At 55.5% G+C, this 24,075-nt stretch carries 19 protein-coding genes and 1 tRNA gene; 8 read left to right on the top strand and 12 right to left on the bottom strand.

Annotated elements, in window-relative coordinates:
• Positions 1-160 precede the first annotated feature (160 nt).
• Positions 161-2,290, bottom strand: a complete 2,130-nt coding sequence (locus Mal52_RS17360) for a LamG-like jellyroll fold domain-containing protein (protein ID WP_145377593.1) — start codon at positions 2,288-2,290, stop codon at positions 161-163.
• 471 nt (positions 2,291-2,761) lie between these two features.
• Between Mal52_RS17360 and Mal52_RS17355 the strand changes: the two genes are divergently transcribed.
• Positions 2,762-3,325, top strand: a complete 564-nt coding sequence (locus Mal52_RS17355) for a hypothetical protein (RefSeq protein ID WP_145377592.1) — start codon at positions 2,762-2,764, stop codon at positions 3,323-3,325.
• A gap of 216 nt (positions 3,326-3,541) precedes the next feature.
• On the top strand, positions 3,542-4,009 hold the full coding sequence (gene ndk, locus Mal52_RS17350; protein WP_145377591.1) for a nucleoside-diphosphate kinase: 468 nt from the start codon (positions 3,542-3,544) through the stop codon (positions 4,007-4,009).
• 262 nt (positions 4,010-4,271) lie between these two features.
• On the opposite strand, the gene sucD is transcribed toward ndk, so the two are convergent.
• Complete coding sequence (gene sucD, locus Mal52_RS17345; protein WP_145377590.1) at positions 4,272-5,150, bottom strand: succinate--CoA ligase subunit alpha; 879 nt, start codon at positions 5,148-5,150, stop codon at positions 4,272-4,274.
• A 228-nt stretch (positions 5,151-5,378) separates the two neighbouring features.
• Positions 5,379-6,566 carry an ADP-forming succinate--CoA ligase subunit beta gene (gene sucC, locus Mal52_RS17340; protein WP_145377589.1) on the bottom strand — a complete coding sequence of 396 codons (1,188 nt, stop codon included), beginning with the start codon at positions 6,564-6,566 and terminating at the stop codon, positions 5,379-5,381.
• A gap of 532 nt (positions 6,567-7,098) precedes the next feature.
• Here sucC and Mal52_RS17335 point away from each other — a divergent pair.
• On the top strand, positions 7,099-7,581 hold the full coding sequence (locus Mal52_RS17335) for an RbsD/FucU family protein (RefSeq protein ID WP_231962379.1): 483 nt from the start codon (positions 7,099-7,101) through the stop codon (positions 7,579-7,581).
• Positions 7,582-7,608: 27 nt separating this feature from the next.
• Positions 7,609-8,595, top strand: coding sequence for a leucine-rich repeat domain-containing protein (locus Mal52_RS17330; RefSeq protein ID WP_145377588.1), 987 nt, complete (start codon positions 7,609-7,611; stop codon positions 8,593-8,595).
• Between the two features lie 66 nt (positions 8,596-8,661).
• On the opposite strand, the gene Mal52_RS17325 is transcribed toward Mal52_RS17330, so the two are convergent.
• From Mal52_RS17325 to Mal52_RS17315, 3 genes are all read right to left on the bottom strand, one after another.
• Positions 8,662-9,291 carry a hypothetical protein gene (locus tag Mal52_RS17325; protein WP_145377587.1) on the bottom strand — a complete coding sequence of 210 codons (630 nt, stop codon included), beginning with the start codon at positions 9,289-9,291 and terminating at the stop codon, positions 8,662-8,664.
• Complete coding sequence (locus tag Mal52_RS17320) at positions 9,284-10,732, bottom strand: DUF1501 domain-containing protein (RefSeq protein ID WP_145377586.1); 1,449 nt, start codon at positions 10,730-10,732, stop codon at positions 9,284-9,286. The genes Mal52_RS17325 and Mal52_RS17320 overlap by 8 nt, the downstream gene beginning before the upstream one ends.
• 119 nt (positions 10,733-10,851) lie before the next feature.
• On the bottom strand, positions 10,852-13,176 hold the full coding sequence (locus Mal52_RS17315; RefSeq protein WP_145377585.1) for a DUF1549 and DUF1553 domain-containing protein: 2,325 nt from the start codon (positions 13,174-13,176) through the stop codon (positions 10,852-10,854).
• Positions 13,177-13,533: 357 nt separating this feature from the next.
• On the opposite strand from Mal52_RS17315, the gene Mal52_RS17310 reads away from it, so the two are divergent.
• The 3 genes from Mal52_RS17310 to Mal52_RS17300 all read left to right on the top strand — a co-directional run bounded on the left by Mal52_RS17310 (position 13,534) and on the right by Mal52_RS17300 (position 16,734).
• On the top strand, positions 13,534-14,862 hold the full coding sequence (locus tag Mal52_RS17310; protein ID WP_231962378.1) for a tetratricopeptide repeat protein: 1,329 nt from the start codon (positions 13,534-13,536) through the stop codon (positions 14,860-14,862).
• 151 nt (positions 14,863-15,013) lie between these two features.
• A complete protein-coding gene (locus tag Mal52_RS17305; protein ID WP_145377584.1) occupies positions 15,014-16,291 on the top strand; it encodes a SpoIID/LytB domain-containing protein in 1,278 nt (425 codons plus the stop codon).
• A 155-nt stretch (positions 16,292-16,446) separates the two neighbouring features.
• Positions 16,447-16,734 carry a YbeD family protein gene (locus Mal52_RS17300; RefSeq protein WP_145377583.1) on the top strand — a complete coding sequence of 96 codons (288 nt, stop codon included), beginning with the start codon at positions 16,447-16,449 and terminating at the stop codon, positions 16,732-16,734.
• 18 nt (positions 16,735-16,752) lie between these two features.
• Here the strand turns inward: Mal52_RS17300 and argF are convergent, their stop codons facing one another.
• The 3 genes from argF to argB all read right to left on the bottom strand — a co-directional run bounded on the left by argF (position 16,753) and on the right by argB (position 20,073).
• Complete coding sequence (gene argF / locus Mal52_RS17295; RefSeq protein WP_145377582.1) at positions 16,753-17,676, bottom strand: ornithine carbamoyltransferase; 924 nt, start codon at positions 17,674-17,676, stop codon at positions 16,753-16,755.
• A gap of 138 nt (positions 17,677-17,814) precedes the next feature.
• On the bottom strand, positions 17,815-19,020 hold the full coding sequence (locus Mal52_RS17290) for an aspartate aminotransferase family protein (RefSeq protein WP_145377581.1): 1,206 nt from the start codon (positions 19,018-19,020) through the stop codon (positions 17,815-17,817).
• Between the two features lie 165 nt (positions 19,021-19,185).
• The gene (gene argB / locus Mal52_RS17285) at positions 19,186-20,073 is read right to left on the bottom strand and encodes an acetylglutamate kinase (protein WP_145377580.1); all 888 of its coding nucleotides are present in this window, start codon (positions 20,071-20,073) and stop codon (positions 19,186-19,188) included.
• Between the two features lie 457 nt (positions 20,074-20,530).
• On the opposite strand from argB, the gene Mal52_RS17280 reads away from it, so the two are divergent.
• Positions 20,531-21,019 carry a hypothetical protein gene (locus tag Mal52_RS17280; RefSeq protein ID WP_145377579.1) on the top strand — a complete coding sequence of 163 codons (489 nt, stop codon included), beginning with the start codon at positions 20,531-20,533 and terminating at the stop codon, positions 21,017-21,019.
• 90 nt (positions 21,020-21,109) lie between these two features.
• Here the strand turns inward: Mal52_RS17280 and Mal52_RS17275 are convergent.
• From Mal52_RS17275 to Mal52_RS17265, 3 genes are all read right to left on the bottom strand, one after another.
• Positions 21,110-21,180, bottom strand: a tRNA-Gln gene (locus Mal52_RS17275).
• 314 nt (positions 21,181-21,494) lie between these two features.
• Entirely contained in the window at positions 21,495-22,409 is a 915-nt protein-coding gene (locus Mal52_RS17270; protein WP_145377578.1) for a choice-of-anchor L family PEP-CTERM protein, read from the bottom strand.
• Positions 22,410-22,918: 509 nt separating this feature from the next.
• Positions 22,919-23,941, bottom strand: coding sequence for a response regulator transcription factor (locus Mal52_RS17265; protein WP_197534275.1), 1,023 nt, complete (start codon positions 23,939-23,941; stop codon positions 22,919-22,921).
• Between the last annotated feature and the right edge of the window lie 134 nt (positions 23,942-24,075).

Below are 24,075 nucleotides of genomic sequence, written 5' to 3'. Positions count from 1 at the left end.
TCACTCAAGATTTCGTTGAGGGCCAGGGGGAAATTCGCAGCATTGCATTTTGGTCGGCGCACGACAACTATTGAGAACGCAAAAAAGCCGCCGTGGGATCAATGGAATTGAGTCGCGTTATAGAGTTTCTCGAAGTGGGAGATTCGTCGAGCCGCCGGAATTATTGACCCGCGAGCGTTTTTATTTCCTCAGTCGATAACACGCGCGGAAACACAGCGATCTCATCCAAGCGGCCTTCCCAGTTGGACTCGTTGTCCCCACGGCCTCCCCAGAATACCTGTTTCCTTGGTGACAACAAGCCGGATGGCAGCTTCACACCAATTTCCGGTTGTTGTTGGCCATTCAAATAAACCCGTACAAACTCACCATCCCGCTCGAACACAACGTGATTCCAAGTCCAGCGCGGAATGGTTGTTTTCCCCACCTCAGTTTTTGCTCCCGCACCACCGTGGCGAAAGATGAGCTTCCCGGGATGCTCCGTTCCTCCCAAACCCAAGTGGTCGCTGTTAGAACCTAAGCCATGATCGGGGCCGTGCGAAAACAACCATCCGCTGACTTCGCGGGCCTCATCGGGCATGCCGTTCCAAAACCACATCGACACCGAATACTGGTCCCCCAGATCCTGCATATGCGCCCGCAAGCGTCCCCCTGCAAAATGCGCGGCCCGGTTGGTTTCACCCTCTTGGCAGAATTTATCCGATTGCGGACCTTCCAGAAAGAAGACGACGCCCGGTTCGTACACCGCATCGCGATGATGTCCCGACGAATCGACAGCGTGCGGCGCTGCGAACTCATCCAGCCGATAATACGCGATCGGCTTGGCCGCCAAAATGGCCTCAGCGCTGGGGCCGCGGCTTTGTTGATACTCTTCACGTGGGCTCCCGGCAACCTGTTCCAGCAATTGCAGCGCTGCTTCGGTGATCTTCGGCTCCGCTTGAATTTCCAACCCGGCCGACCGCGCCGCCCAGGTGTTGTATCCCCCCAAAAAATGTTGCTCCGGCGGCGGAATATAACCGTCACCCCCATTGGCCAGTTCAATCACCATGGTGTTTTTCAACGGGCTTTGCGCTTTGAGTTTCAAACCGGTCAGGGCATACGTTTCCGTCGGTGTGGTCGCAATTCCAATGTCGCCAATCCGTAGCGCCTGGACCACGACTTCCGTCGATTGCCGCTGGTGCAAGATCACTTGCTCCCGCGCATAAACTTCGGTTGTGTTCTTCGGCGGCCGATCCCCCATGGCGTCCACGATTTTTTGAGCCCATTCCAATCGTTGGGCACTGGGGACGCGGTAGTTGAGCGTCAATCGTCTTTCAGCCATGGCCAGCGTCGCGTCTTCGTCGTACTGGATTGTGCCTATCGCATCGAGCGCAATCTTCACCAATTCATTTGCGAAACTGTCGATCGTTTTCGCAGGTTCAGTTGGGGGGGATGTCGTGTAATCTCGCCGCCAAATATCGCCGCTGCATCCGTGCGACATGATTCCCACAAACGGAGGATGCGAAGTGTCCCCCTCGACTGTTAATTTGCTCTTAAGACCTTCACTAAACAGCCCAAAATAATCGGCGCTCAGTGCTTGGTCGCTGAAATAATGCATGGAGAAATTCGCCAACACAGCAATCGGTCGGCCATCGGTGGCTTGGATGGAAATGATCGACAGGTCGGGATCTTCCGGACCCGATTCGCCTGTCACGTCGTCCCAGTTGGCTCCCGCATGCATGTTCGCGCGGACGGTGGGGTTGCCGAAGGGATCATTCACGATCCGATCCGGCCGGCGAATCCAACGCCGCAGCGCCGTAAACTCCGCGGCGTTGCCAACGGCCCAGCCGACGCGGGCCGGTTCGAGGTTGGCTTCCGCAGCGGCAATCGCTTCGGCCAGTTTGTCACGTAAAAACGGCACATAGTTGGGGTCGGCATCCGTCCCCAGGCAGGAGAGCGATGAGGGGGCCGTGTGCGTGTGCGTCGCTGAAATCAACATGTGGTCCGCTCGGATTCCCGTGCGCAACGCGGCCAAGGCTTTCGCGTCATCTAGTAACGGACGGGGCATCATACAACTGTCGACCACGACAATCGCCAACCGCTCTTTGCCATCGTCCAGCACGATTGCCCGGGCATTGACCGGCGTTTTGACCGTATCCACCGAGCGGCTGAGCATGCCGCCGTTAACCAGGACTGGAAGTTGCGTCGGCGTCACATCCACCACAGCGGCCCCCGCCTGTAAACCGGCCAGGGTTGGTGTCGCTGCAAAATGTATCAAAACACCGATGGTGAGTATTGCTGCAACCGATCTCATATCATTCCCTTCAAGGTTCCGCAGTCGGCAATCGCCAGCTTGTGGCTGGAGTATTGAATACAAAAAGACCTGTTTGAATGTTAACGTGACGCACACAATCAGGGAATTCCGCCGCTGCTGTGTTTGGCCAATTGCTCAATTCTTGTCGCATGGACAACGCGACTTATAAAGAAAATTGCAGCGATTGTGATGCGTTTCACAGAACATCCCCACGCTCCAAACGATCATACCACTGTGGGTCAGCCAATTGGCGAGTCGCTGGATATTTGCCGTCGTCGTCGCCAGAGGCGTCCATTAGCCTATGAATCTCTTAGGAAACTAAGTAATTTTAGATGTAGAACGTGGTTGACCGACTGCGGTTTTTCATGGCACGGTCATCCTGAGTGATTTCAGAAACGTTTACCCAAGCTGTTGTGTGCCCCCTGGAATGGGCACATCTCATCGAACCCGCCATCAGGAGGCACTTTCACTATGCTTAAGGTTGTTGTTCCGAGTCTCGCGCTTATCTTGGCTGGCTTTGTTGCCGTTTCGGCAGCCGAAAAATCTGCTGAAGTTGAATCTGGCCTGAAACCGGGAACGTTTGTTCCTGCCTATCACGTGCGCGACATCACAGGTCCCAAAAAAGGGGAAACCCTGTGCTACCGCTGCCGCTATGGGAGCAAGCCGGTTGTGAACATTTTCGCCCGCGAAATTACACCGGAATTGACGGCATTGATTAAAGATGTGGACAAGCAAGTTGGCGAAAACAAAGACAAAAAAATGTCCGCCTTCGTCGTCTTCCTCAGTGATGACGCCGACAATATGGAACCCAAGATCAAAGAGTTGGCCAAAAAGAACAAGTTGACGATTCCGCTGACGATCATCGAAGATGTCGCTGGTCCTGAGGAATACAAGATCTCCAAAGACGCCGACGTCACCGTCATGATGTGGGTCGAATCGGAAGTCAAAGTCAACCACGCCTTCGGAAAAGGCAAACTGAAAAAAGAGAACGTCAAAAAGGTCGCTGCTGAAACCAAGAAAATCTTGGCCGACTGAATTGGCATTTCGAAATTCGATCGGCTCACCAGCAGATCAAATTCGCAGGCCGCGCGATGCACATCGCGCGGCCTGTTTTTTTATGCGCCGCTTCAATGCCGTTTCGTTACCGTTCAGTGTTGCATTCGACCGCCGGTGTTCGCTAAAACTCACGGCCCAGAGGAATTATCCAACAAGACCAAATACCCCAAAAATCCCATAAGGATGACCGCAACAATGGCCAACGAACGTAGCTTGATTTTGTTCAAACCCGATGCCGTCCAACGCCGCCTGTGCGGCGAATTGCTCTCCCGTATCGAAAAACGGGGCCTGAAAATCGTCGGCCTGAAGATGCTGCAGGTCACCAAAGAGCTTTCCGCCCAACATTACGCCGAGCACGTCGAGAAGCCGTTTTATCCGCTGCTGGAAGAATTCATCACCTCCGGCCCCGTTGTGGCGTTGGTCGTTGAAGGTCCCGAAGCGATTTCGGTCATGCGGACCATGATGGGTTCAACCAACGGTCGGGAATCGGCCCTGGGAACCATCCGCGGCGATTTCGGCCTGTCCCGCCAAATGAACCTGATCCACGGCAGCGACGGCCCCGAGGCAGCCGCGCGGGAAATCCCGATTTACTTCAAGGCGGAAGAATTGATCGAATACGAAACCACCCTCGCCGGTTGGGTCTGTGCCGACGACGAAAAATAGCGTTGGGCACAAATCCCAAGCCGACGCCTTGGCGTCGCACACAGCGACCTCATGTAGTCGGCTTGTGGAAGGGGAGAAGATTCAACCCACAGGGTGGCAGCGATTGCGCAGCAATCGGTGTGCCGTAGGCACAGGACGCCGCAATTCGACGCTCCTTTGTCTGGCCGCGTCCTCTGTTCGATCACGACAGAATTGTAGCTTCTTGCGGGCTTTGCCCGCCCCGATAGCAGGAGCTATCGCGGCTCCCCAATTGTTTTGAGGCTCAACCCGCTTTGGCGATTGCTCGTTGCACGGCGGAACCCATGTCGGCGGGGCTTTCAGCCACGACGGCTCCGGCGGCTTCTAGTGCGGCAATTTTTTCCTCAGCTGTGCCGCTGCCACCGGAAATGATCGCTCCGGCATGTCCCATCCGCTTGCCCTTGGGGGCGGTGCGGCCAGCGATGAATGATCCAACCGGCTTGGTGACGTGTTCTTTAATGTACGCCGCCGCTTTCTCCTCAGCGTTGCCGCCGATTTCGCCGATCATCAAAATCGCTTCGGTGCCCGGATCGTTTTGAAACATCTCCAGCAGGTCGATGAAATTCGTGCCGATGATCGGATCGCCACCGATTCCCACACAGGTCGATTGTCCCAAACCGACATTGCTCAACTGCCAGACTGCTTCATAAGTCAGCGTGCCGCTGCGGCTGATGAGTCCCACCGTGCCGGGATTGTGAATATAACCGGGCATAATGCCGATCTTGGCCGCCCCGGGTGTGATGATGCCGGGACAGTTCGGACCAATTAGCCGGCTGCCTGTGCGAGCCAAACATTTGGAGACCCGAACCATATCAAGCACGGGCACCCCTTCAGTAATGCCGATGATCAGCGGAATTCCCGCGTCGGCCGATTCCATGATCGCGTCGCCACAAAAGGGCGGCGGGACGAATACCATTGAGCAGTTCGCCCCGGTTTTGGCGACAGCTTCTTCGACGGTGTTGAACACCGGAAACCCGTCGACCTCGGTTCCCCCTTTGCCGGGAGTCACGCCGCCGACCAATTGCGTGCCGTATTCGCGGCACATCTGGCTATGAAACAACCCGGCGCGGCCGGTAATCCCTTGGCAAATCACCTTGGTGTCGGCATCGACTAAAATACTCATCGATCTATTTCGCCTTCTTCGTAACGCGATTTAGCTTGGTAAGAACTTCGTGGCCACAGATTGAACACAGATGAAACACGGATGTTGTCGAAGCAGGCGTGTTTCTGGAAAGGTTCGTTACCGGTGTCCTCAATGTTAGTCTGGTTAGCTTCTTTGGTTTTTTAATCGTTTTGGTCGTTGTGCGTCGATTACGACGGCAAGCCGTCGGTTTGGGGAACCCAATACCAGTTATGCACTCAACGTGCCGACGACTTTCTTAGCGGCATCCGTCAAATCAGTGGCGCTGACAATATCGCGGCCGCTGGCAGCCAGCATTTCGCGGGCCTTATCGACGTTCGTCCCTTCCAACCGCACCACCAACGGCACGGTGAAGCCCACTTTTTCGTACGACGTCAACAGCGCTTCGACAATCGTGTCGCACTTCATGATGCCGCCGAAAATGTTCACCAGCACCGCTTTCACGTTCGAGTCCGACAGGATGATCTTGAACGCTTCGGTCACCTGGTCGACGTTGGCTCCGCCACCTACGTCCAAGAAGTTGGCAGGTTCTCCGCCATGTAGTTTGATCAGATCCATCGTGCTCATCGCCAACCCGGCTCCGTTCACCAGACAGCCGATGTTGCCGTCGAGATTCACATAGCTCAGCCCGGCCGCTCCGGCACGGACTTCCGCCGCGTCCTCTTCGGACAGGTCCCGCAATTCCAGCAGCGGCTTGTGACGGAACAGGGCGTTGTCGTCGAAGGCGATCTTCGCGTCCAACACCACCAATTCGTCATCGGCCGTCACCACCAAGGGGTTAACCTCGGCCATGCTGCAATCGTTGTCGGCGAAGAACTTGCAAACTTGCGGCAGAAATTTGCCGGCTTGTTTCATTTGTGCTGCGTTGAAACCCAACTTAAAGCACAGGTTGCGGACCTGATACGGCATCAATCCGTAGTCGGCGTCGAACGGTTCGCGGAAGATTTTTTCCGGCGTGTTGGCGGCAACCTCTTCGATTTCCATCCCCCCTTCGGAGGACATCATCAAGACCGGTCCGCCCGCTTCGCGATCGACCACAATGCCCAAATACAATTCGCGGGCGATTTGCAATCCCTCTTCGACAAACAGCGTATTGACCTGTTTGCCTTCGTCGCCGGTTTGAATCGTAACCAGCGTTTGGCCCAACATCCGTTCCGCGTTTTCACGGGCTTCAGCCGCCGATTTGACCAGCACGACGCCCGGTTGCTCGGGAAATTCCTTGAATCGCCCTTTTCCGCGGCCGCCGGCGTGAATTTGTGATTTAACGACGGCAATCGACCCGCCCAGCGTCTCATACGCCGCCGCGACTTCGTCCGCCGACTTGCAGACGACTCCCCGCGGAACGCGGACACCCGCATCGGCGAGCAATTGTTTGCCTTGATATTCGTGAATCTTCATGCTGATACTCTCGTTTTCGTGAATATTCAATTGCCCTTCTCAGTGGCAACGCGGCCATCATAGCGAGGCGCCCGACACGTTTCTAGTCGCCACGCAGCTAAGAAATCGATTCCCCCCCTCTCCCTCCGGGAGAGGGCCCGGGGGTGAGGGCCCACAACCAACACGCAATCCCCCGCAACGATTCACTCACCCTTTCTCCCACCAGCAATCAATTGCATCTGCGAGATAACAATTCATAGAAGTGTCCCGTTGGAAAGGAATTTAGGGGTAGCCGCGATGGCGCAGACATCGGGGTGGGCGCAGCCCACACGAAGCAGCAATTCCCGCGCTTCTTATACGAGCAGACTCTCGCTGGCAGGGACCGCTTAAATTGCTGCTTCTTGTGCCTACGGCACACCGATTGCCGTGGGCAATCGCTGCCACCCGGGGAGTGTTGCTCCACGGGGGAAGGCTTTCAATCCTCCCGCAACAACTCATTCGCCCCACTCATCCACAAAACAGTGGGCAATCCCGCCAGCAACCGTTAACATGCATGCCGACAAATCCCACAAAATTCCACAACCAGACCCCGGAGGCACAGGCGATGCTCAAAGGTGTACCGACCACGATTTCCCCCGAATTGATGCAGGTCTTGATGAGCATGGGGCATGGCGACGAAATCGTGATCGCCGACGGCAATTTCCCCGCCGACTCACACGCCGAACGGCTCGTCCGCTGCGACGGATTAGCGGGGCTGCCGGTCATCGAGGGAATCTTAAAATTCCTGCCGGTCGACACCTTCGTCGACGACGTCGCTGTCGTCATGCAGCCGGTCGATAAGTCCGCCACCGAACCTCCAATCTGGACCGGCTTCCGCCGCGCATTGGAGCGCGCCGAAGACCGCGAAATCCAACTCACCCTCATCGACCGCCACGCCTTCTACGACCGCGCCCGCGAAGCCTACGCCATCGTGGCAACGAGTGAAACGGCGCTGTATGCGAATCTGATTCTAAAGAAGGGGGTGGTGGCGCCGTAGGTTTGTCAGTCTTAGCGGAGCGTTGCCATGACCGAAACCCGATCTCTGCGACGCAGTTTTCCCCGAACGGCCGTTTTCTTCGTAGTCGCCGGTCTCCTACTCATCGCTGCCGGTGCATTCTGTTTTTGGTGGCCCTATCACCTGGAACAGCAGGCGATCACTGCCGTCAACGATTGGCGGGGCAAAGTGAAAACAGAGATCGTCCGTCCTGGTTGGGTTCCGAATTCGATTGATGACTCGCAGCTCCGATTGTTCGAAAGAGTCGTGTCCGCCGAATTGATTCTTCTGTCGGTGGGCGATGACGAATTGAAACAACTCAGTGAACTGACACACATCGAATACCTGGACCTGCAAGGCACAAAAATCACCGGCGCAGGTCTGGCGCATCTGCGCGGAATGGTCGATCTCAAGACCCTGGTGCTTCACAATACCGATGTCAGCGATTCGGGTTTGGTGCACCTTGGTGAATTGAAAAACCTTGAGTTGCTTGAACTGTCTAACACCAAGGTCAGCGGAGCTGGGCTGGTACATCTCGGCAAGCTGCCAAATTTGAAGGACCTGGGCCTGAATCATACGTCAATCAGCGACGACGATTTGGCGCATCTCAGTGGGTTGACCACGCTAAAAGGCTTGTCGCTCCCTGCGAATATCACAGACGAGGGCCTGAAGCATATTCGCGGCTTGACCGGAATAGAGACTCTCGTTTTATTCGATACCGATATTACCGGAGTAGGGCTCCAGCAATTGCGGGGAATGACCTCCCTGGAAACCCTTTGGCTGTCCGACACAAAAGTCGACGACGACGGCATGCAGAATTTAAGTGGGCTGACATCATTACGTAACCTCTGGCTGTGCAACACCCAGATCAGCGATGGGGGACTGGAGCATCTCAGAGGATTGACAAATCTCGATGAATTAACGCTTTCCAATACGCGCGTGACAGCCGCCGGTGTCGAGCAACTGCGCAAAGCCTTGCCGGGGTGTGATGTTCTATGGACGCCACCCACGCCTTAAGCGGCATGGTCCCGCCGGCGCGTAATCTCCACAGCTTCGTCGTAACGATTTAGATTCACCGATTTGTTACCCCTCTTCCTCGGTAGATGGAAACAGCTCACGATCAGGGCTATCTATTCGGTGGCCCGAATCATGCAGTGTGAGATTCCAATGAAGCGCGCAACGTTTGAGCGTTGGGCATTCAGTCAAAATGCGATTTCGTAGCCGTTCCAGATCATTGCGAGTGGGCAATGTGCCGGAAATCGTCACATTCAATGCCTTGAGATGTCGTGTTGAAAGCGACAGATTGGAAAATACAGGATCGGAAGCGAATACCTGTTTCAATTCGGCGCGTACAGTCCGGTCAGTTGCTTGAGAGTCGATAAAATATTGAATGTCAGAGTTAATAGCAGCGGGAAACGCCATCACTAATCCGATGGGCACGGAAAGAATGGCTATAGTGATAGCACATATCCGGGATGCCCTTTGTTTGCGGGCGAGCGATTGAGCAAAAAGCCAAATAGCAGCGGTGGTCACGAAGACGTAAGCTATTCCACAGCCGAGCCCGAGTAGATAATTGCCCCGAAGGAACGCAACTGAAATGAGCGCGACGCCAGCCAGGGCGAACGCCAGTCGGGGGATCGAAAGTGAGCCATTACCTGACATCGAAAGTTGCGACAAAACTTGTTTATCTCTCAAAAAAACATCATCACCCAAACAAATCCAGAATCACTTCCCCTTCATTCACCGTCGCCCGTTCCGGGCGGCCTTGGTGTTCGTAGATCAGTTGCGTGTGGTCCAGTCCCATCGCTTCGAGGATCGTGGCGTGTAGATCGTGGACGTGGGCGCGGTCTTCGACGGCGTGGAGTCCGAAGTCGTCGGTTTGGCCGATGATTTGGCCCCCCTTGATCCCGCCGCCGGCCATCCACATGGTGAAGCCGTACGGGTTGTGGTCGCGACCGTCGCCTTGTTCCGACATCGCCGTCCGGCCGAACTCGCCGCCCCAAATGACTAATGTCGAATCCAACAGCCCGCGGCGCTTGAGATCCTTGAGTAGACCGGCGATCGGTTTGTCAGTGCTGCCGCAATACTTGGTGTGGTTCTTTTCAATCTTCGAGTGCGCATCCCATTTGCTGCCCGAACCGGAATAGAGTTGAATGAACCGCACACCCCGTTCGACCAATCGCCGGGCCAGCAGACAGTTTTTGCCGAAGGCTTTGGTGTTCTTTTGGTCCAGGCCGTACATCTGCTGCGTCTGTTCGGTTTCCTGCGCCAGGTCGACCGCTTCGGGAGCGTGGGATTGCATGCGAAACGCCAATTCGTAGCTGGCGATGCGGGCTTCCAATTGTGTATCCCCGCTCCGTGACTCAAGGTGTTTGTTGTTCAACTGGGCCAGGAAATCAAGTTTGTTCCGTTGCTGGGTCTGAGCAATGGTCTCCGGCGAGGCGAGGTGCAGGATGGGACTGTCGCCGTTGCGGAATCGTGTTCCCTGAAACGTAGCCGGCATAAATCCGGTGCCCCACACACGGCTGCCGCCGGGTGGTTCCTTGGCTTCATCCAACAGCACGACAAAGGCGGGCAGGTTCTGGTTTTCGGTTCCCAGGCCGTAGGTGACCCAGGCTCCCAGGCTCGGACGCCCGGCGAGGATGCTGCCGGTGTTCATTTGGCAAACACTGCCGACGTGATTCAGTCCGTTCGCCCAGCAGGAGCGGATGACGGCGATGTCATCGATGCACTCACCGACGTGCGGATACCAGTCGGAGACCGGAATGCCGCTCTCGCCGTAGCGGGTCCACTTGCGTTTACTTTCCAGTAGCGTATTGTCCGAAACGCCCATCGGCGTGATCACGCGTTCGACCGAATCGGGCAACGGCTTCCCGGCGAATTCGTTCACCTTGGGTTTGGGATCGAAGGTGTCCAAATGGCTCGGTCCGCCATCCATGAACAAAAAGATACAACTCTTGGCCTGCGAGATATAATGCGACGCCTGTGCGGCCAACGGATTAACGGCCGACTTTTCCGCAGCCAGCAACCCCTCTTGTTGCAACAAGCCTTGCAGGGCCAACGCGCCAAATCCACCGCCGGCCCGCGCGAGAAAATCGCGGCGAGATCGTGATGATTGGTGGTGCAGCATCTGGTTGGTGGAGAACGCATCCATAATCACTTCATCCTCTTACAAGTTGTTTCAAAACCTTCTGACGCGTTCCACTAACACTGGTCTGTAAGTTTCTGGAACAAGCGTAACCGGGTTTTGAAACTGGTTTTACAGCCGGCCAGTCAGTCGATGTACAGAAACTCGTTGCTGTTGAACAATGCGTGACAAAAATCCACCAGCCCGCCGACTAATGCGGCATCATAAACGTAGGGAACATTCGCCGGAAAGTGCGACGGATGTCCCGCGGCGCGATGTGCGGCAATCACGGCCTGCTGTGTGGCAATAAACTCAGCCGCCGCGGCCACCTCGTCTGGATTTGGCGTGCGACCCAACGCTTCCTGGTAGGCTTGGGTGATGCAATCGTTGATGTCCAGTTGCGGTTGATCGTGAATCAGCTTGGCCGCGAATTGTTCGGCCAATCCCAACACCAATCCGCTGTTGAGTAGTGACAGCGCTTGCGGCGCGATCGTCGTTTCTTGTCGCTTCGCACAACTCTCGTGCATGTCGGGAAAGTCAAAAGCCTGCAACAACGGGTAGGGCATGTTCCGCTTCGCCAAAATATAAATCGATCGCCGATTGCGTGCAGCGCGATCTTTGGACGGTTTCCACGCCTCGCGGGCACTAAAATTCGGCGGCAGATCCGGTTTGACGCCGGGACCGTACATGTCCAAATTCAATTCGCCCGAAACCGCCAACAACCCATCGCGAATCGCTTCCGCATCCAATCGCCTGCGCGGAAACCGAGAGTAGAGTTCGTTGTCGGCATCCTGTTCTGCGGCGCGGGGATCTGTTGGACGACTCGATTGACGATACACAGCCGAATTCATGATCAGGCGGTGGAGGTCTTTGATGCTCCACCCTTGTGCGACAAATTCACTCGCCAGCCAATCCAACAATTCGGGATGGGAGGGCAGGGCGGTTTGTGTGCCGAAATCGTTGGCGTTGGCCACGATGCCGCGGCCGAAGTGTCCTTGCCAAATACGATTGACCATCACCCGCGACGTGAGCGGATGCTTCGAGTCGGTCAGCCAGCGCGCGAGCGTCGCCCGTCGTCCCGTGGTGCCGTCGCGCGGCGGAGTAATTTTCGCCGGTTGGAAAACTTTCGAGGTTTGCAGGACCGTTGGAAAGCCGGGTTGCACTTCCTCAACCGGTTTGTTGTAAGTTCCTCCAGCCAAAAGAGCAGTCGCAGGCATCGAGGCTCCGTCGACGGTTGCCATGATGTCCATTTTGCCGGGAGGCGTCGGCCGGTCTTTCTGCAGCAATTTGATTTGCGCTTCTAACTCCTTGCGACGGAGTCGCTGCGTTTCATCGAGATTTTTAACGAGAGTTTTCTCATTAAACTTGATTTGACGCTCAGTCCAGAATGCCAGTTGGTTCTGTAGGGAGGTGCGTTCCCAGGGCGGAGTGTCGATGGCTTGCAGGACGATGGATGGAAACTTCAGTCGTTTGCCGTGGGTCGCCTTTGCGCGTACCGATAATTCTAATTCCCACAATTCTTTACGGACCGCCGCCGTATCCGCTTCCCATTTTGCCAGCTTGGTGTGATAGTCAGCCAACGCTTGTTTTTCGCCAACCGTCACACGTTGCACGGGAATCATGGGGGCGAAAAAGGCCTGCAGACGGTAGAAATCTTTTTGCAGGATGGGATCGAATTTGTGGTCATGGCATTGGGCACAACCAATCGACATGCCTAAGAAAACCGCTCCCACCGTGCCGGTCATGTCGTTGAGCATGCTCTGCCGAGCCAATTCGACATTCGAGGCATTACTCTCATCCGGCCACAGCCGATTGAAACCGGTCGCAATCAGCGCATCGGGATCATTGGGAAATAACTCGTCGCCCGCCAATTGCGCTTGGACAAAGCGGTCGTAGGGAATGTCGTCATTCCAGGCACGGATCACGTAGTCGCGATATTTGTAGGCCAACGGCCGCATGGTGTCGGCGTTGAACCCGGCCGTCTCAGAGAAACGGACGACATCCAACCAATACCGGCCCCATCGTTCGCCGTAGCGCGGACTCGCCAGTAATCGGTCGATCAATTTCTCGTGGGCGTCAGGCGATTCATCGTGCACAAACGCGTCAATTTCCGCCGGGGTGGGGGGCAGACCCCACAGATCGTAGGTTGCCCGACGAATGAAAACGCCCCGTTCTGCGGGGTCGGAGAGAGTTAACTCATTTTCCTGTAGTTGGTTAAGGATAAATGCGTCGATCGGGGTCCGTACCGAGTCCTTGACCGACGGGACTTCCGGGCGAGTGAACGGCTGAAATGCCCAATAGGCCGCCTCTTCGGCTCCAAAAGGGGATTTCTCGGCTGTGTCTTCTGCAAAGGTAGTTGCCGGCCCAAAGAGCAGGGCGGAGAGCGAAACGAGCACCGTAACAGCAGCAATTAACTGCATTTGTGGTGTTTCCCGTTTCGTGGGGGGCGAGCATTGGCAGTTATCAGACATGCGCGGTCCGTCAAAAAGTCGAAAAAAGTCGGCAGGTTTTCACGGGGCGGTCCATGGCACAAGGCCAACGAGCGGACCAACTTGCATACATCAGCGACATTTGTATACTTTACCACGACGTGATGCGAAATACAAAGTGGTATTGCGCGCCACGCGAATAGCGATTTCACAGAATAGGATTTTGAGCGTTCGGCTAGGATTTTGCAATTGTGTCCCGTTGGGGACGCTCTGCCTGGTTGGCGTGATCTCGCTGATGATGACTGAAAAAAAATACGCCTGCGGCTCGACGGGATTTGCGTCCCCGCGAGGCCGTACGACCTGACAATTTACGAATGACGTTGCCGTAGGGAGTTTTTCGTGGTGACCGTGACTGAAATGATTGATGTGCAAGGGATTCTGCGCGGGCGGACAACCTTTGGTTTGGACGAAGTTCGCGAATTACAAGAAGCCGTGACTCATGACCAGCATAAGGATGTCACGCAAGGAATCCGCGAGCTGCTCGAAGAAATCGAGCAGGGAGACACTTCGTTACAAAAGAGTCTCGCTGCCGGTATCGGCGCCTATATGGTCGGACTGCACGCCGATGCCGTGAACTGCCTGCAGCAAGTCAAAGACAATGGATTGGCCAGTTATTATTTGGCCAATGCCCAGGTCGCTTTGGGGCAATTCGACGAGGCCATCAAGTCGTTTGACCGGGCAATCGAAGGTGGCTACGACGCTGTGCAAAGCACATTGTTAAAAGCCGGTGCTGTGCGTGCCGTTGGGCGGATTGACGAAGCTGAAGAACTCCTTCGCAGCGTCGCTCGCGAAGGAGCCACCCGCGCCGAATATTCTTATCAATACGGCTGTATCTACTCCGATCGTGGCGACACTTACGGTGCGATTGAGTATTTTGAACGTGCCGTCGATATTGACCCACACCATGCCCGCGCGTTGTTCTCGCTGGCTGGAATCAACTCGCTGCACGGAAACGATCAAGAGTCGATTCGACTTTACGAACGGGCTCTCTCACGGCCACCGCTGTATCTGGGAGCCTTGCTCAATCTGGGCTTGCTCTACGAAGACAGCGAAAACTACCGCGCTGCTGCCTATTGTTTCCGCAAAGTGCTTGAGGTCTATCCCAATCACGAACGGGCCGCATTGTACCTCCGCGACATCGACGCTTCGCACGATATGTATTTCGACGAAGACGTCATGAAGTCACAACGTCGTTTGAACCAAGACTTGATGACGCCGGTCACCGATTTCGAACTCTCTGTACGCAGCCGCAATTGCCTGCAGAAAATGGGCGTTCGCAACTTGGGCGACCTCACCGAATTGTCCGAAACCGACCTGCTCGGCGGCAAGAACTTCGGGGAAACTTCGCTGATCGAAATTCGAGAAATGATGGAGTCCAAAGGTCTCCGGTTAGGCCAGTCGGCGCCGCGCGACAAACCGCGGGACTACCAAATTCGCAACGACGACCTTTCGCCGCAAGAACAGGCGTTGTTGAATCGTCCGGTGGCCGATTTGAATCTGTCGGTCCGGGCTCGCAAATGTATGTCGCGTTTGGGAATCAACACGCTGGCCGAGTTGACCTCCCGTACCCCCGACGAACTTCTGGAGAGCAAAAACTTCGGCGTGACCTCGCTCAATGAAGTCCGACGAAAACTGACCGACATCGGCATCAAGTTGCGAAACGACTGATGCCAGTTCTTCCTGCATCTGGTTTCAAAACCCGCAAAGGCATTTCCAGAGTGGATCGACTCAACAACTGGGGAAATGCCAGCGGGGTTTGGGAACGGGCGGCAGTCTGATTTCAACCCGTTGATTTGTGTTCACGACGCGAAAGATCCGCATGACTAACGGACGTGGTCGCGCGTTCCTTTTCCTGGCTGTCGTCGCCGGCCTGACGTACGCGTTTTGGCCGACCGACCGACGCGCCGCCCAGAAAACGCAGCCGCCCCCGTTGTTGCGAGTCGCCCCCGTTCAGAGTGTTGGGGGTGGGCCGTTATCTTCGATTCGTGTGAACCTGACTCCGTCGCCGGTCACGTCGCTGCCGATACAAATCGATGGACCTTTTCGCGTGCAACCGGTGGGCAACCCCCGCGTACTGGCCGATGCAGCAAAGCTAGACGCCACGACTGTGACGGTGACCAAGACCGGATTTCAAATCGGACGCGATCATTTTCCAGTCACACGCCTCGAAATCCATCCGCAGCAATCCCCAGCGATTTGGATCAACGGGCATCAATATCGAGGGACCGTCCGGTTCTATCGCCGTCCCGGCACAAAGCTGATAGCCGTCAACGTTCTGCCGCTTGAGGAATACGTCGCCAGCGTGGTCGACAGTGAAATGCCCGCCGCCTTTCCACCCGAAGCCCGCAAAGCACAAGCGGTCGTCGCGCGGACCTATGCCATGTATCAAATGGGACAGGCATCGCGTGACGCCCTGTTCGATGTTTTTGCGGATACCCGTAGCCAGAAATATTTGGGTTTTCAGTATCGCGGTGCCGGGGATCGTCTGTTGGCCGGAGAATCCGCCGCAAGCCGAAAGATTGTCAGCGAAACGCGAGGCATGGTTTGTACCTACGCCGGCCGTTTGTTTTGCACCTATTATTCGGCCGTCTGCGGGGGACATACGCTGCAAGGCACTGAGTTGTTCAGCGACGCCGTTCCGGCAGTCGCGGCCGTCCCATGCGATTATTGCCGCGAGGCGAAATATTACCGCTGGGATGTTTCGCTCACAGCTGCGGAAATGGAGAAAAAAGTGAATCCCGTTGTCAAAGGACGGACCGGCCGTTGGGGACGTTTGTTGGCACTAGAGAACATCCCGCCAGCGGCACCGGGGCGAATTCTGGAGTTTGACGCCAAATATCAGCAGGGCCACGGCACGATTCGCGGAGACCGGCTCAGGACGGCACTCTCCAGCCATGGCGTCCGCAGTCCACATTTCAGCATTGAGCATCAGTCAAATTATACGCTGCATGGCCGCGGACACGGTCACGGTGTGGGGTTGTGCCAATGGGGCGCCCGGGGACAAGCAAAAATTGGCCGTGGCATGCAACAAATCTTACAGTATTATTATCCTGGATCGGAAATCGTGATCGTTGGCAATACGGTGGCACGGAACTGACCAAACTGTGGATTGCTATTCGAGGCCGTTACGCAGGACGTTTGGCATTCGAGTGAACCCGCCAAGTCACGTATTGCCGTTGAGAAAATTGCGTCGGGATTGCCCCGCCGCTGCAAAGACGCTTCCAAAGCGTCTGGGCCCATTGAGGACACAGAATGCCGGACGGAATCCCTACAATCGAGTTGTTGGAATCGACACACAACTTTCCCTGCCGGTATGTCTTCAAGATCATCGGCAAAAACGTCAACGATTTCCCGGGGCGGGTCGTCACAGCCATGCGCTCGGCACTAGAGGCCTCGGCCGATCCACCACATAGCTTACGCGAAACATCCGGCGGGCGGCATGTGTCGGTCACCTTTGAGCCGGTGGTGCGGACTCCGCATCAGGTCGTTGCAGCCTACTCGGCGCTGCATCTGACCGAAGACGTGGTGATGATCTTTTAGCAGTCCGCTGCCGCTGTACTACTTGGCGTTGACGTTCGACAACCAAGCCAGGACCCCCTTGGCGATGTGCATGCGGTTTTCCGCCTGTTGAAACGCGATGCTTGTCGGGCCGTCGATGACCTCATCGGTGCACTCAAGCCCTCGTTTGGCGGGCAAGCAGTGCATGAATTTGGCACCTGTTGCCGCAGCCGCCATCAAATCGGCGTCCACGCGATACGGCCCAAAAATCTGTTTGCGCGCATTGGACTCTGATTCTTGCCCCATACTGGCCCACACATCGGTATAGACCACGTCCGCATCATTCACGGCTGCATGCGGATCTTCGATGAGCGTGATGTCCACATCGGGGATGGTGCGTTTGAGTTGTTGCAGAAAATCGGGCGTCAATTCATAACCTGCGGGCGAGGAGACCACATACGGCACCTTGAGCAACCCGGCGCAAATTGCCAAGGATTTGGCGACATTGTTGCCATCTCCGATATAGGTCACTCGTCGCCCCGCCAACGAACCGAACTCCTCACGCATCGTGAAGAAGTCGGTCAAGGCTTGGCAGGGATGGCTGTCATTGGACAGGCCATTGATCACCGCGCACCCGGCGTGCTGGGCGAATTGGTCGATCAACGATTGTTCAAAGGTGCGCATCACCACAAAATCGGAGTACCCGCCCAATACACGGGCGACATCGACGGCACTCTCACGACCGTTTAATCCCGCTTCAGCCGTGGAGAGAAAAATGCACGTCCCTCCCAAATGGGCCATCGCCGCTTCAAAGCTGATCCGCGTGCGCAGTGACGGTTTTTCGAACAGCATCGTCAACACGCTGCCGGCTAAACGGGGCTCGCGGTTGCCCTGCAACGATTGTGATTTCAATTCATCCGCTATGGCAAATATCTCTTGCACATCGTCAGTGCTGAAGTTCAAGAGTGTGTCCAAATGTCTCATGCTTTGTCATTCCTTACTCGGTGCGGCTTCCGGCTACCCTCGGGGGCCACTGCTGGCTTGCCCCACAGTGTGATTCCCGGTCGCACAGTTTCCACGAACGAACAAGCCGCACGCGGCACGTTTTTTCAACGAGGCGTGTTAAACTTCCGCGGCCATTTCACGTAGGACGTCGGCGATGACCTCACACCCTTCATCAACTTGTCTGGCCGTGACATTCAAAGCGGGGAGCAAACGCACAACCGTGTCGTGTGTGGCGTTCACCAAGACGCCTCGTTGCATACATTTGCCCACAGCTGGACCGGCGGGAATTGTAAGGTCCACGCCAATCATCATGCCCCGCACGCGCAACTCACGGATGATCGGTAATTCTTCTTGGAGTGCCTCAAAATGCGACTGAAAGCGTGCGGACATCTCGGTCACGTTGTCGAGCAGATTTTCGTTTTCAATCGTTTCGACGGTTGCCAATCCAGCGGCCATCGCCAGCGGATTGCCGCCAAAGGTACTGGCATGCATCCCGGGACGCAGGCTGGGGGCGATTTCTTCCTTGGCCAGAATTCCACCGCACGCCACTCCACCGGCCAACCCTTTGGCCAGGGTGATGATGTCTGGCTGCACATTCCATTGTTGATAGCCGAACCACGTGCCGGTCCGTCCCATGCAGGTCTGGACCTCATCGAAAATCAACAACAAATCGTTGTCGTCGGCCATTTGTCGCAACTCGGCCAGGAAATCATCCGAGGGAATGTTGACGCCCCCTTCGCCCTGGACTGGCTCGATCATGATGGCGCACGCTTCGTCATCGATCAGTTCGCGGACCGAATCGACATCGTTAAATCGAGCATAACGAAAACCAGCCATCAACGGGCCCAGTCCCTGGTGGTACTTCGGCTGAGCGGTCGCCGTCGTCGCAGCCATCGTGCGGCCGTGAAAACCATTTTCGAACGTAATGATGCGATGGCGGTTTTCGGGAGTATGCAGTCGCGCCAATTTGATGGCCGCCTCCACCGCCTCGGCGCCGCTATTGCAGAAAAAGGCCTGCCCGAACCCGCGTGTCGTCAGGGCTTCGGCAAACTTGCCTTGTGGTTCGGTATACCAGGAATTGGGGATATGGATCAGATGGGCGGCTTGTTCCTGAATCGCCTGGACGACCGCCGGTGGACAATGTCCCAAAATGTTACAGCCCCAACCGGGGAACAGATCCAAATACCGCTGTCCTTCCGCATCCCATACATTCGAGCCTTCGCCGCGGACCAATGAAATTGGAAATCGCCCATAATTGGGGATCACATGTTTTTCAAACGTGGCAATCGTGTCCTGGCTACTCTGCGTTGCGACGGGATTCACAATCTTGTCTCCTGCGGATCAAACGAATGAGAGGGGTGCGGCGGGTCGAATCGAGTCGAACAAAAGCCGCGTGGAATCGGCGAAAAGGTTATTGACACCTAACCAATAGGACAGGTTCGCAACATCACTGAAAAAACAGCATGTTGCGTACGACGCGTGGGTTTTCTACGCCGATGCGGGCGGCACAATTTCAGTTCCAATTCCGTGATCGGAATAAATCTCCAGCAACAACGAGTGTGACTTTCGGCCATCGACAATATGGACTTTGCGAACCCCCGCGGCGATCGCTTCCAGGGCGGCATCGACTTTGGGGACCATACCCGTTGCGATCGTGCCATCGGCAATCAACTGCCGACAACGATTGACATCCAAATGATTCTGTAGCGTCTCCGGATTGTGCTGATCCAAGAAAATTCCCGGCACGTCGCTGAGAAAAATTAACTTTTCCACGTTCAGCAGCCTGGCAACGGCCGCTGCTGCGGTATCGGCGTTGACGTTTAGTTTATCGCCCGCGCTATCCAGAGCGATGGAAGGGATCACCGGAATGATACCCGCTTCACAGGTGCGGCGAATCAGATCTGCGTCAATATCCACAATCCGGCCTACGCGGCCCAGATCAATTTCTTCTCCCCCTTCGCCGGTCAGGGTCAATTTTTCGCCAATGAGGCAATTTTGCGAAAGGTAACTCAGCCCCATCGCATGCCCGGCCTGCTTGCGCATTTCAGCAACCAAACTTCCACAAATCTCCTTGGCCAACACTTCGGAGACCAATTCGATGGTTTGCTGGTCGGTATACCGGCGGCCTTGGACGAAACGGGGCTCGATTCCCGCGTCCTGCATCGCTTGGCTGATGGCCTTGCCGCCGCCGTGAACCAGAATCGGCCGCATGCCGACAGCGCCCATGAAAATGACGTCGGTGAGCAAATTCCGGACAGTTTCGTCGTTTTCGAGCGCGCTGCCGCCCAGTTTGATGACTACGTGCTTGTCACGAAATTGCCGGATCCAGCCCAGCGCCTCGATGAGCACGCCCGCCTTTTGAGTCGCGTCGTCCACAGGTGATTGTCTCGTACGAAAAGGGAAAAGTTCCGATTGTAGAGCCTTCCGCGCGTGAGTCAATTCTGAAGGCGTATTCAACGAGAATCGGCAGCGCAACTCTTAGCCACCAAACGGTTTTAGTATCCGCGAAATCGATACGGCGGTTACGACCGGCCTCAAATCACAATCGCGGTAGCCTCGGTACTTTCGCGCTGACCCAAACCCGGTTTCCCCGTAGCCGCTGATGCAGGGGATTTGGCGTAAAACCAGCAGTGAATTCCCCCCGATAAGCTATTAGAGAAGCCAACTCAAAACGGACCGCGAACGGCATTTCGCCAAGCAACACAATCCAAAATCCAATTCCAGCATCAAATCACCGTTGCTTCCTGCCTTTTCTAGGGAACGTGAATTGTGTGATGCCCACGTCGCATCGGGATTTGATACTACAGCAAGAAGACTCGGAAAGAGACGACTCTTGAGCAATACACACTTGCCGATACAACATCTGCTTGCGCAACTTGAGAAGCAAGGACGTCGACCTCGTCGCAATTACCGCCCTCAGTGGATTACTCCCATTATTGAGGAGGTGGCGGAGCTTTTTGAACCACTTTGCAGCGTGGGACGCGTTGGGTTCGACTGCCGACTCACCGAGGATCGCTGGGAGGTCAGCCTGTATCTGGGGACTTGCGAGTTGGTCGGTGGCAAGAATGACGGCCAAAACCTCCCGCTGAGCTTTCAATTCGATATGCACGAATTGTACCGGCGGTTCAATCTGGTTGAACGCTGGGAGTGGACCGCCCATCCGGCCAAAAATGCGGCATTTGCGGACGAAGAAGCCTCTCTGGTGACCATTGAGGGCTACTGGGACGATAATCCGATTCGCTTAAAGCTCATCGAGTCGCCCCCGTCGAAAGTCGGTCCGGGGCTGCGAGAATTCCCAAACGGGCATCGTGAGCAGATCTAAAGCAGGGGGGCGAATCTTCGAAAAACGCCCCCGTTCGCGATTCGTCGGGGCGGCGTTATGCAGCCCGACTGAATGACTGAGGTGAAAAAAATCCCCCCCCAGGACTCGAACCTGGAACGACAGGACCAAAACCTGTTGTGTTGCCATTACACCAGGGGGGAAACTGCGTTCGCTGCCGTAAGCAGCACGCGGTAGGCGAATCTTAGACGATGTCACCATCCTCTGCAAGCGAATCTCTTAGAGTTGATGGGACATTGTAAGGCGTTTATAAACAATGACTTAAACGCTGGCAATTTCTGGGCAGGTTACTGCAGTCCGTTTATGCATCGGCAGTTTCTGTAGCCTCTCTGCTTCCAAACGCCTACGTCGTCGCGGACTGTGCTTCGCAGCTGAGTGGTTGTCGTCCCGCAGGACGTAAAAAAACCGCCGACGCGCGGGCGCCGACGGTTGGACGTTCAAGATGGCAATTCAAAACTCACGCAGCTTGTTGCCGTTTGCGCCGCCAGCCATATCCGACCAGGGCGAGGCCACCGAGACCAAGCAGTGCGAAAGTGCTGGGTTCGGGGACGGCGGCGGGGTCGGGCGGAAGCGTGCCCCCTAGTTGCGAAATGTAGGCTGTGGAGTCTAGTGCATCATCACCCGTGTCTGCGATAATGAAGGTCAGCGTGTTGCCCGTCGGATTGACTGAGGCGCTGAACGTGTGAACCAGCGAACCGATCGCCGGCATGGGATCTCCGCTGCTAGCACCGGTGGCGGCGCTTCCCAATAGCCCGTTCAACTCTGTGCCGTCGGCACTCCCCATGTAGGGGTGGTCAATATTGACCGGCAATCCATCTACGAACGCGACATTCGTATTGTTGACATAAAGCCCAAAGGCGTCGACATAAATTCCGCCAATAAATTCATCATATTCCTCGCTGCCAAATGTGACGTTGAAGAAGATCGAGTCAAAGCCAGCTAGCATGTCGAATGAGATGTCGATTTGCGTCACATCAGAATGATCAAAGGATCCTCCGGAAATCGGGTCCAACAGCGCCTCTTGGGCGACTGTGGCGGCAACAGAATAAGCGGTTGTCTTACCGGTATCCAGGTTTGGGCCGTCGCCATAATCACCGGCTTGACCAGAGGAGATCACGATCCCTGACCCCATCCCGTATGTACCCGAGGCGTTAGTGTAGGTTCCCGCAGATTCGCTACCCAATCCCATGGAATGGCCGCTGACCGTGACCACCACGCTCGATAGGTCAATTCCTCCCCCACCTGCCTGGAACAGTGCGGCTTCTAGCAAATTTGCATCCAATGTCGGCGTGATTGATGCCGCCGGCGCATCGGAGATTGCTCCTAGCGAAACCGCGACAGCAAGGCCCAGTGTAATCCACTTCTTGTTCATCTCTTGCCTTTCCTCTTGGTGAAAAATCAATACTGTAAAACTAGGTAAAGGCCCGCTGTGTTGTCATGACTGCACTATGGTGTTTAAGTCAATGATACCGCCGTAAACCACGCAGTTTACCATCGCTTAAGCGTATAGCAAGCAGTTTTTTAGTGTTATGGTACTATTCAGGGAAAACCCTTAGTCAACTAGTGACGAAGTCGCGATCCTTATCAAGGGTCAGTCTGGGGATCGTAGAAAATCGGCGGCCGCGAAATAGGCGGGTTACCGCGAGTCATCAATAAAGTTCATAAGAGCAGCGGCGTTCACGAGACACAAAACTTGATGCTCACCTTCGCAGCCGCCTCATACAACGCCAGCCTGCCGCAAGATTGGACGGGGCAAGTTTTGCAGAGTGCCCAAGACGCGCTCCAGAGACCTAGCCCGCCGCTCATTTTTCAAGCGTACTGTAGCCTGGGTGCGAAATTGTGGCTGCCGTTTGTGATGAGGCCAATGGCAGTTCCTTGGGATTACCGTTCTATTGAAACGGCAATTCGCACCAGATCGGCGATTGTGCGGACTTTGAGTTTTTTCATCACGTTGGCACGGTGTTTTTCGACCGTCTTTTCGCTGCGTCCCAGATCTCGAGCGATGACCTTATTCGCTTTTCCGGCAACCACCATCGTCATCACCTCGTGTTCGCGGTCCGAAAGTGTCGCCAGACGTTCGCAATGGATCGCTCTGTCCCGTGCCTCGTTTTCCGTTTGTTTGCGTTCGCTGATGTCCTCGAACAGGACCACGGCCCGGGCTGCTCCCGCGCCGCTAAACGGCGAGACCTCGACCTGGTACCAACGTTGGTCTGGGGTGTCGTAACATTGGACTTCCACACAAAACTGCGACTGAATTCCCGTGATCACATCTCGTACACCGGCGACAATGGCATGAGCGGCCGGTTCCATTTCACCAGTCACGTTGGCACAAGCGCTGAGATAGTTGACGGTCACCCCAAACGCCTTGCCGGAAAATGGATTGGGACTAGACTCATTTGCCCAGGCTGAATTTACCATCAAAATCATGCCGTTGTCATCCAGAACCGCCACTTGAGCGGATAGCGAATCGAGCACCCCCTCAAGAAGCCGCAGTGACTGTGTCCGCGCCATTTCGGCGCGGCGACGTTCGACCAAGTGCGTCCACTCACGAATCGCTGCTGCGGCAATTCGCGGTAAATCCCGCATGACCGCCGACGATTTGACCACATAGTCCAGCGCTCCAGCCTTCATGGCCTCGACCGCGACCTGTTCATTACCATGACTGGTTAACACGACGACCGGAAATGCTGGCACACCTCTATCATGGCGGATCAAGTCGGTCCCACGTCCATCGGGAAGTTCCAAGTCGGCGATCACCACGTCAGGGGTACTCGAGGTGAGAAGCTTTTGCGCTTCACGCAAGCTGCTGGCCACAGAGAGCCGGAAACCGGAGCCAGCTGACTCGAATGCGCGTTCGATCAATTTCGCGTGAGCAGGCTGATCTTCGACGAGCAAAATGGTCATCTCGAAATTTTTCATCGTTTGTGATCGGAATAAAATCCACGGCCACTGCAAGCGCTGTACGATTTCAAAAAGATTGCCACGCTTTAACAAATTGATCGAGCGGTCGATTCTGAAAAGCAGTTGCGCGCTAAGCT

This window comes from Symmachiella dynata (genome assembly GCF_007747995.1).
Classification (GTDB): Bacteria; Planctomycetota; Planctomycetia; order Planctomycetales; family Planctomycetaceae; genus Symmachiella; species Symmachiella dynata.
Note: the sequence above shows the minus strand (reverse complement) of the source record. Positions and strands in the feature narration are given on the sequence as shown.

Excerpts from the sequence above, each read along its gene's own strand:
- argF (WP_145377582.1), bottom strand. The coding sequence starts at position 17,676 with ATGAGACATTTGGACACACTCTTGAACTTCAGCACTGACGATGTGCAA.
- Mal52_RS17305 (WP_145377584.1), top strand. The coding sequence starts at position 15,014 with ATGACTAACGGACGTGGTCGCGCGTTCCTTTTCCTGGCTGTCGTCGCC.
- sucD (WP_145377590.1), bottom strand. The coding sequence starts at position 5,150 with ATGAGTATTTTAGTCGATGCCGACACCAAGGTGATTTGCCAAGGGATT.
- sucC (WP_145377589.1), bottom strand. The coding sequence starts at position 6,566 with ATGAAGATTCACGAATATCAAGGCAAACAATTGCTCGCCGATGCGGGT.
- Mal52_RS17315 (WP_145377585.1), bottom strand. The coding sequence starts at position 13,176 with ATGTCTGATAACTGCCAATGCTCGCCCCCCACGAAACGGGAAACACCA.
- ndk (WP_145377591.1), top strand. The coding sequence starts at position 3,542 with ATGGCCAACGAACGTAGCTTGATTTTGTTCAAACCCGATGCCGTCCAA.
- Mal52_RS17270 (WP_145377578.1), bottom strand. The coding sequence starts at position 22,409 with ATGAACAAGAAGTGGATTACACTGGGCCTTGCTGTCGCGGTTTCGCTA.
- Mal52_RS17265 (WP_197534275.1), bottom strand. The coding sequence starts at position 23,941 with ATGACCATTTTGCTCGTCGAAGATCAGCCTGCTCACGCGAAATTGATC.
- Mal52_RS17355 (WP_145377592.1), top strand. The coding sequence starts at position 2,762 with ATGCTTAAGGTTGTTGTTCCGAGTCTCGCGCTTATCTTGGCTGGCTTT.
- Mal52_RS17335 (WP_231962379.1), top strand. The coding sequence starts at position 7,099 with ATGCCGACAAATCCCACAAAATTCCACAACCAGACCCCGGAGGCACAG.
- Mal52_RS17320 (WP_145377586.1), bottom strand. The coding sequence starts at position 10,732 with ATGGATGCGTTCTCCACCAACCAGATGCTGCACCACCAATCATCACGA.
- Mal52_RS17330 (WP_145377588.1), top strand. The coding sequence starts at position 7,609 with ATGACCGAAACCCGATCTCTGCGACGCAGTTTTCCCCGAACGGCCGTT.
- Mal52_RS17360 (WP_145377593.1), bottom strand. The coding sequence starts at position 2,290 with ATGAGATCGGTTGCAGCAATACTCACCATCGGTGTTTTGATACATTTT.
- Mal52_RS17300 (WP_145377583.1), top strand. The coding sequence starts at position 16,447 with ATGCCGGACGGAATCCCTACAATCGAGTTGTTGGAATCGACACACAAC.